Raw genomic sequence first — 7364 nt, forward strand, 5'->3', positions numbered from 1 at the left:
TACAAGACATATGAACCTGAGCGGACAAGAGATGGGTTCCGAATCTTTTTTGTTCATAGCAGCTTGGAGAGTAGGCACGAGTTGTAAAAGATGGCGGCGTTGGCGATGGGCCGGGAGCATTCGCTCCAATTCTGTTGCTCCCCTTCGGTGTCGACCCTAAACTTTCCGGAATTCTCATGGGGGATAGCGCGGCACAACTGATGATAGGCCCCACAACGGTATAGCGCCCGTTGAACGTTTTGTCTGAGCAACATGTCGTCCGCATACCTCAAAATGTAAATGATTCTAAAAAATGTTTTCGAGTTCCCACATGGCTTTTTTGGTGCGTTTTTTCTGGCATAAGAACTCAGCTTGCCGATGATAATGCTTTGTGTCGTATTCTTCAGAGTTATCAATTTATCATCTCGGCTTTTTAGCGCAGCAAGCTACGGAATATAAGGAAATAAACACCAACCTGCCCTCCCTGGGTTGCATAATCAGCTCTTAGCGGTCTGAGTTTGGGATTCGAAATTTTGCTAAATAGAATTTCGATATTTATCTACAATATTGCCGCCCAATGAAATTATTTTTTCTTCTATCACGTTAACCAATTGAATCAACACCATATTATCTCAAATTTTTTTGTGGCATAACTCATGCTTCGCATTTGGTTTAAGATTAGAAAAAGACTTAACTTATGTACACACGCAAACAATTTTTCCATATGATTGCTAAGCATTGTTTCGATTTGGTTAGAACATGTTCCTCGATTTCCTCGCCTATTAAAGAAGATAATAAAAAGGAGGTATGGTTACGGATTGAACAGCGTTGACACAAAACTGTATAATTACTAGACAGGAGAAATACAATGACACCGGATATCAAGAGAATTCTTTATGCCACCGATCTGTCGGACAATTCTGCCTACGCGTTCGGTTATGCCTTGAACCTGGCCAAAAAATACGATGCTGAGATCACTATATTGCATGTGATTTATATGATGATGGGAGTTTCTGGAAATGTGGTCGGTTTCTATTTTAATGAGAAGGAATTGGAAGAGAACATGCAAAAAAGGCTCACCCACGTTACTGAAGAAATAAATAAGCGGTTGAAGGTATTTGTCGATGAGAAAGTTGCGGATCATCCTGAATCCGCCGATAAAGTGGTTTCAATAGAAGTCTGCCAAGGCTATCCGGCTGATGAGATCCTAAAAAAAGCGGATGAATTACACTGCGATCTAATCGTCATGGGAACCCATGGAAAGGGCATCGTAGGCCAGGCCTTTTTTGGAAGTGTTGCTAAACGGGTCCTGCGCCGCGTTAGAAAACCTGTCTTTATCATCCCTTTACCCGAAGAGAGGTAAAAATAGTCTCTCACAGAGCACGTCGACGCACAGAGATAATTTCCTTATCGCATATTAGACCAAAAACTCAGCGCCTCTGTGTCTTCGAGCGAAGCCCGGTGAGCGGGACAAGCCGGGTGAGAGATAAAAAGGGTCTCTCACGGAGCGAACAGAGGCACAGACGGTTTTCTCACCGGATTCACTTTACATGTTTCCTTCATTATTTATTTCCGCGGCCCTAATGGTCGCGGCCCTGCAATCAGCCGCAATTTCTGATAATTTCGTACCAGCACCTCTTTAATCGACCCATCATGGAGGACAGCGGCAGGATGCTGCAGAGGCAGTATTTTTTTGTTATCGGCCTCAACAACCTTTCCGTATAGTTTTCGAAATTCAGGTTTGGAAGGTATGGGAATGTCATACTTTTTTAAAATATAGCGGGTTGCAAAATAACCTAACGGAGCCAGTATCTCAGGGCTTATAAGTTCGATCTCACGATCCAGGTACCGGGAACACATGTTAATTTCATCTGACTTTGGCCGCCGGTATTTGGGCAGCATGCATTTAACGAGATTCGTCATGTAAATATTATTTCGGTCAATATGAGCGATTTCCAACAGCTCATCGAGCACTTTTCCCGAAGGACCGATAAACATCTTTCCAATTCTATCCTCATTCTCTCCGGGTGCCTGAGCAATTAGCATCAGTTTGGCTGACACATTTCCCTCTCCGCACAGCGCATGGATTCGGGTTTTAGAAAGCCTGCAGCGGGTGCATCTCTGAATCTCCGCATTTATATTCTGGGTACACATAAGTGTTCCTCATACGTAGCGTACCCCCAGGTGCGCCAACGCTTTTTCTGCCGTGTCTTCCCGGGTTAGTACATTTTTTACGGCGGCACTGGAGAATACATAAAATGGCCCTTTGCCCGCAAAACTCTCTTTAGTGACGACCACATCAACCGAATGCCGGATTAAAAATTCCGCCACCAGTATGCCCTTGCCGTGTTCTACCTGCGTGAAGGGATTGGCCAAGATTTCCTGCCCGATGGCTTTGTTGTCGTTAAGGCAGACAGTGGTAAGGCCAAAGTAGGGGGCCTCGCCAAAGTGATCCGATATCTGCTGCTGTAGATCATCTTCCAGCGGCAGGGCATAAATAAGGTTTTCTTTTTTGATGGGCTCATAGTGGATCAGCACTCGATCCACATTTTTGATTCGTTCGGAGATGCTGCCCGCAATGCGGTTGGCGATAAAAGACGCCTTGTCCAGTTCATGCACCTTTAAAAGGATGTTGGCTTCGATAAACTTATAGCGGCCGGAATTGCGTCCCATCAGGTTCTGTATGGAGATCACCCGCGGTTCGGCGACAATCAACTTTTCCGCCAGGCTCAGCGTCTGGTAGTCCAAAGACGCATCCAGTAGCACCCGGATGCCGTCGATGAGTATCTTGCCGCCGGACCAGGCGATGATGACTACGACAACGAAAGCGCAGACACGGTCGAGTTTAATTCCGGCAAAGCTGGCTAAAAGCCCACCAGGACTGCCGCGCTGGCGAACATGTCGATGCTGATATGTTTGGCATCCGCCACCAGACTGGGAGAGTTGATTTCCCTGCCGACGCGAGTGGCATAGCTGGAATAAAGAAAACTGACCACGATGGCGCACACCACGCTGGCGACGGCCGGCCATACGTTTTGCAGGTCAATCGTCTCTCCTTGGGTGGCCTCCATGGCGATTTCGTAACCGGCGTACAAGATGACCAGCGCTACAATGACCGAGGCCATGTTTTCAACTTTGTAGAGTCCGTAGGGAAATAAGCGGGTTTTGCGCTTGGCGATAAACAATCCGCCCAGCACCGTCGAAGATGCCACGACGTCCGACAGCGAATGAAATGCATCGGCCTTCAGTGCAATACTACCGGACAAGTTTGAAAAAGCATATTTTATAGCGAACAGCAAAAGATTGACCCCGATGGCCAGCAGGGCCACTTTTTCACCTTTTTCCATCGTGTCCTTCTCCGTTCGGCGGATTCTCGATTCTGATACCGTTGCCTGAACCACTCGGGGCCAAGCCATAAATGCAGCTTGCGTCAATTATCGAGGCGTGCCTTTCCTGCCCCTGCCGGAAAGGGTGCATTGGGTGAAATCAACGGGTTTGCCACACTTGGGACAATCATGTTCTTTGTCGAACTCATCGGAAAAAAATTCGATCTCCTCGCCGCATTCCGGACACTTGCAGGTCAAAGCGTCCAATTCCCTGAACTGTTCAAAACCGGGGCAATGTTGTGGTGTTGTCATGGTTTCCTCCTAAGTAATCGGGTTACAGATACGAACGACTTCCTTATATAGGCTTTAAGATAATTAAATTGGACTGCGTTATCGGTCGTCGCAGTATTACCATACGGCTTCCTTCCTCTATCCTTGCCAAATTAATTATCCCAACGCTTATATCTTTCCAAAGCATAAAATATGCCATCGATTAACTCAATGTCGCCTCCTACCTCCGGCATACTTATTGCTGATACCAATAGCGGAATTCACCCTGAAAAAATGAGAATAAAGCTTGTTATCGAAATGCTGAGGGAACCCTATGACTGAACTCCAGGTTGGCAAACTTTTATTGGATCTTGCGCTGCTTTTTGCGTTGACCTATTTACTGGCGGGATTACTGGAGCGGGTTCGCATCCCCGGAATTTTGGGCGCCTTGTTTGTCGCCATGGTCGCGCGCTATACACCGCTGGGCGGCCACTTGCTATCCCCTGAGTTCCATGTGCCCTTATCGTTTTTGGCCGAACTCGGCGTGCTGTTTCTATTGTTTTATATCGGTCTGCAGATAGATCTGAAGGAGATGCGGAACCAGCGTGGCGACATCATCTGGCTCACCGTATTGAATACGCTTGTGCCGTTTTTGATGGGTGTGGGGGTCATGCTGGCCCTGGGTTATGGCTGGCTAATGGCGTTTGTTATCGGATTAACGCGCATGCCTACTGCCGAGGCCGTGATTGTTCCGATCCTGGATGAATTCAAGCTCATCCGCACCCGTGTGGGCGAATTCATCATAGGCGCCGGGGTGCTGGATGATGTGATCGAAGTGTTTCTGGTTGCTCTTGTCTCGGTGTGGATCGGTGAGAAGTCAGGTGATGTGGGTGGAGGTATCATCGGACTCATCATGGGGGTGATGGCATTCATACTCCTGGCCTGGTTCAGCTACCGCTGGTTGATCGTTCTGCTATCCCGCTGGCTGCCACGCCGTCCGCGCAATCTTATGCTGCTCTCCATGATCATTCTTTTCGGTTTTGGCGGCCTGTCGGAATACACCGGCCTCGGTATGGTCGTGGGCGCCATCACTGCCGGTGTGCTGATGTGTCCGGCATTTAGCAGCATGGGTGAGGTAGGCAAACAGGTAACACAAACCATACAATCGCTCAGCTATGGTTTTTTAGGACTTTTCTTTTTTTTCTGGGTGGGACTCAATGCCGACCTGGAGGGGTTGTTCAGAGAACCTACCTTAGCCATCCTGTTGTATCTTGCAGGAACTGTCGGGAAACTTGCTGGCGTATTCTTAATGGTGCCAATGAAAAAGATTAGCGTGCATGAGGCGTGGACCATCGGAATTGGGCTCGATGCCCGTCTCACAACCGAGATCATTGTCGCGCAGTTATTGTTCGATGCCAAGCTGATCGATGGACACCTGTTTACAGCTCTTGTATCAGCAGCTTCATTCACCGCCGTTACCGTGCCGTTACTCTTCTCCCTGTTGATCCGTCGCTGGGGCGATGAATTGAGAGTGCCCCAAGGGGAACCCCAACCGAAGGAACACTCACATGACTGAAAATACGCAACCGATGCGTTTATATCAATTATATTTTTCGGAGGATGTCCTATGACACAGCAAAAAACTCCGTCAACTGATTCGCCGGCGGATTCATCAACGGGGGAGACCGGAGCGTCGGCCTGGCATAACATGAATGCCGAATCGGTAATCACCCGGTGTTACACCGATTCCCGCCATGGCTTGAGTACTGAGGAAGCCGAACACCGATTGCAGCAGCATGGCTCCAACACACTGGAAACAGGGCGCAAGGTGCACTGGTATACGGTATTGGCTCGTCAGTTTGTGGATGTGCTTATTTTCATTCTGATAGTAGCGGCAGCCATCTCGATAGCCGTAGGCGAAATGGCCGATGCCGTTACCATCATGGTGATCGTGGTGCTCAATGGCGTGCTGGGCTTTGTCCAGGAGTGGAAGGCGGAACAGGCCATCGAGGCGCTCCAGCGGATGCTTGCGCCCCACTGCAAGGTCGTGCGTGACGGACGGCAACAAACCATCGAGGCCAAAAAACTGGTGCTCGGAGATATGGTTGTGCTGGAGATCGGAGACCGCATTCCGGGCGACCTACGGCTGGTTGAAGCGCTCGACTGCAGGGTGGATGAATCGTCACTGACCGGCGAATCGGAATCGGTTGGCAAGAGCATTGATCCGGTCGACAACGACGCGCTCCTTGCCGAGCGGTCATCCATGGCCTGGATGGGCACCGCGGTCACCAACGGTCGTGCCCGGGGCGTGGTAACGGCAACCGGCATGGCAACTGAATTCGGGCGGATTGCCCAGTTGACCCAGACCATCGATCGGGAGGCGACCCCCCTGCAACACAAATTGGCGGTACTGGGAAAACAGTTGGGCATATTCTCGATCGCCATTTCCGTTCTGGTAGCGCTCAGCGGCTGGCTGCTGGGCAAGCCTCTGCTGGAGATGTTTCTGACGGGAATCTCGCTGGCTGTGGCAGTCGTGCCGGAGGGCCTGCCGGCAGTGGTGACGATCACACTGGCTCTGGGTGTACGCGCCATGGTACGGCGCCGCGCCTTGCTGCGCCGTCTGCAGGCCGCCGAGACCCTGGGCGCGACCACCGTCATCTGCACCGATAAGACCGGAACCCTGACGCAAAACGAGATGACCGTGATCCGTATCTGGCTTCCGGCCGGTGAACTGGCAGTCACCGGCGTCGGTTACGACCCGCAAGGCCATTTCGAGCAAAACGAGCATAAGGTCGATTACCACGAGAGACCGGACCTGTTGGCATTGCTCGAAACCGGTTTGCGATGCAATCATGCGCGCCTTGCCAAAGACGACCGGGGCTGGCACGAAATCGGTGAACCGACCGAGGCCGCCCTGGTGGTGGCCGGCTACAAGGCCTGGCTGCACCCGGAGGAAGAAGCGCCCCATAGCGTCAGCGAGTTCTCTTTTAATTCCCGTCGCAAACGCATGACCCGCATAGAGCATCTGCCGGAGGCTTTCATTGCGCATGTCAAGGGCGCACCGGAGGTGATTCTGGAGCGCTGCACCCACATTTGGGACCATACCGTGCAACGGGAACTGACGGAGGCAGACCGCCAGGCCGCCGGCGCTGCTTATCAGGCCATGGCCGAGAAGGGCTTGCGTACCCTGGCGCTGGCCCGGCGCAGCCTTCCCGAGGGCATCGCCCTGGATGAAGATCACATCGAACGCGATCTTACACTGCTCGGTATCGTGGGCATCATCGACCCGCCCCATCCCGAGGTGCCGGAAGCCATCCGACTGGCCCGCAGCGCAGGCATCCGGGTGATTATGATCACGGGGGATGCGCCGGCCACGGCACTTTCCATCGCCCGTTCCATTGGCCTGGGGACCGCAAGGGCGATCAGCGGCCGGGAGCTCAACGCCATGAATGACGTCGGCCTGCGCGATCTCCTGCAACAAGACGTGCTGTTTGCGCGCACCACACCCGAGCATAAACTGCGCATCGTGAGTACGCTCAAAGAAATGGGTCAGGTGGTCGCCATGACTGGCGATGGGGTCAATGATGCACCGGCCCTGAAAAAAGCGGACATCGGCATCGCCATGGGCTTGCGGGGCACCGATGTGGCCAAGGGCGCGGCAGACATGGTCCTCACCGATGACAACTTTGCTTCAATCATCGGTGCGGTGGAGGAAGGGCGCCGTCAGTACGACAACATCCAGAAGTTCGTGCGCTATCTGCTGTCGTCCAACATGGGCGAGGTGTTCGC

General features: G+C 51.7%; 8 protein-coding genes. 3 read left to right on the forward strand and 5 right to left on the reverse strand.

What is annotated here, in order from left to right; genetic code table 11:
* Nucleotides 1–53: 53 nt before the first annotated feature.
* Nucleotides 54–395: a Tn3 family transposase gene (locus QNK41_RS23010; RefSeq protein WP_413815128.1), complete on the reverse strand. Its 342-nt coding sequence runs from the start codon at nt 393–395 to the stop codon at nt 54–56.
* 452 nt (nt 396–847) lie between these two features.
* Here QNK41_RS23010 and QNK41_RS07565 point away from each other — a divergent pair, with 452 nt between their 5' ends.
* Nucleotides 848–1342, forward strand: a complete 495-nt coding sequence (locus QNK41_RS07565) for a universal stress protein (protein ID WP_319255368.1) — start codon at nt 848–850, stop codon at nt 1340–1342.
* Between the two features lie 203 nt (nt 1343–1545).
* Here QNK41_RS07565 and QNK41_RS07570 read toward each other — a convergent pair whose 3' ends face one another.
* The 4 genes from QNK41_RS07570 to QNK41_RS07585 form a co-directional block, all read right to left on the reverse strand.
* Entirely contained in the window at nt 1546–2133 is a 588-nt protein-coding gene (locus QNK41_RS07570; protein ID WP_319255370.1) for a uracil-DNA glycosylase, read from the reverse strand.
* Between the two features lie 9 nt (nt 2134–2142).
* Nucleotides 2143–2727 carry a cation transporter dimerization domain-containing protein gene (locus tag QNK41_RS07575; protein ID WP_319255372.1) on the reverse strand — a complete coding sequence of 195 codons (585 nt, stop codon included), beginning with the start codon at nt 2725–2727 and terminating at the stop codon, nt 2143–2145.
* A gap of 116 nt (nt 2728–2843) precedes the next feature.
* Nucleotides 2844–3326, reverse strand: a complete 483-nt coding sequence (locus tag QNK41_RS07580) for a cation diffusion facilitator family transporter (RefSeq protein ID WP_319255374.1) — start codon at nt 3324–3326, stop codon at nt 2844–2846.
* An 87-nt stretch (nt 3327–3413) separates the two neighbouring features.
* On the reverse strand, nt 3414–3617 hold the full coding sequence (locus tag QNK41_RS07585; RefSeq protein WP_319255376.1) for a hypothetical protein: 204 nt from the start codon (nt 3615–3617) through the stop codon (nt 3414–3416).
* Between the two features lie 292 nt (nt 3618–3909).
* Here QNK41_RS07585 and QNK41_RS07590 point away from each other — a divergent pair, with 292 nt between their 5' ends.
* Both QNK41_RS07590 and QNK41_RS07595 read left to right on the forward strand, forming a co-directional pair.
* Nucleotides 3910–5151, forward strand: a complete 1242-nt coding sequence (locus QNK41_RS07590; RefSeq protein ID WP_319255378.1) for a cation:proton antiporter — start codon at nt 3910–3912, stop codon at nt 5149–5151.
* Between the two features lie 51 nt (nt 5152–5202).
* The coding region (locus QNK41_RS07595) for an HAD-IC family P-type ATPase (protein ID WP_319255380.1) at nt 5203–7364 on the forward strand (2162 nt) is incomplete at its 3' end.

The sequence above is a fragment of the Desulfosarcina sp. genome, from assembly GCF_033791525.1.
Classification (GTDB): Bacteria; Desulfobacterota; Desulfobacteria; order Desulfobacterales; family Desulfosarcinaceae; genus Desulfosarcina.

Bases quoted from the DNA above. Each gene is read 5' to 3' on its own strand.
- QNK41_RS07570 (WP_319255370.1), bottom strand. From the start codon at position 2,133: ATGTGTACCCAGAATATAAATGCGGAGATTCAGAGATGCACCCGCTGC.
- QNK41_RS07585 (WP_319255376.1), bottom strand. From the start codon at position 3,617: ATGACAACACCACAACATTGCCCCGGTTTTGAACAGTTCAGGGAATTG.
- QNK41_RS07590 (WP_319255378.1), top strand. From the start codon at position 3,910: ATGACTGAACTCCAGGTTGGCAAACTTTTATTGGATCTTGCGCTGCTT.
- QNK41_RS07565 (WP_319255368.1), top strand. From the start codon at position 848: ATGACACCGGATATCAAGAGAATTCTTTATGCCACCGATCTGTCGGAC.
- QNK41_RS07580 (WP_319255374.1), bottom strand. From the start codon at position 3,326: ATGGAAAAAGGTGAAAAAGTGGCCCTGCTGGCCATCGGGGTCAATCTT.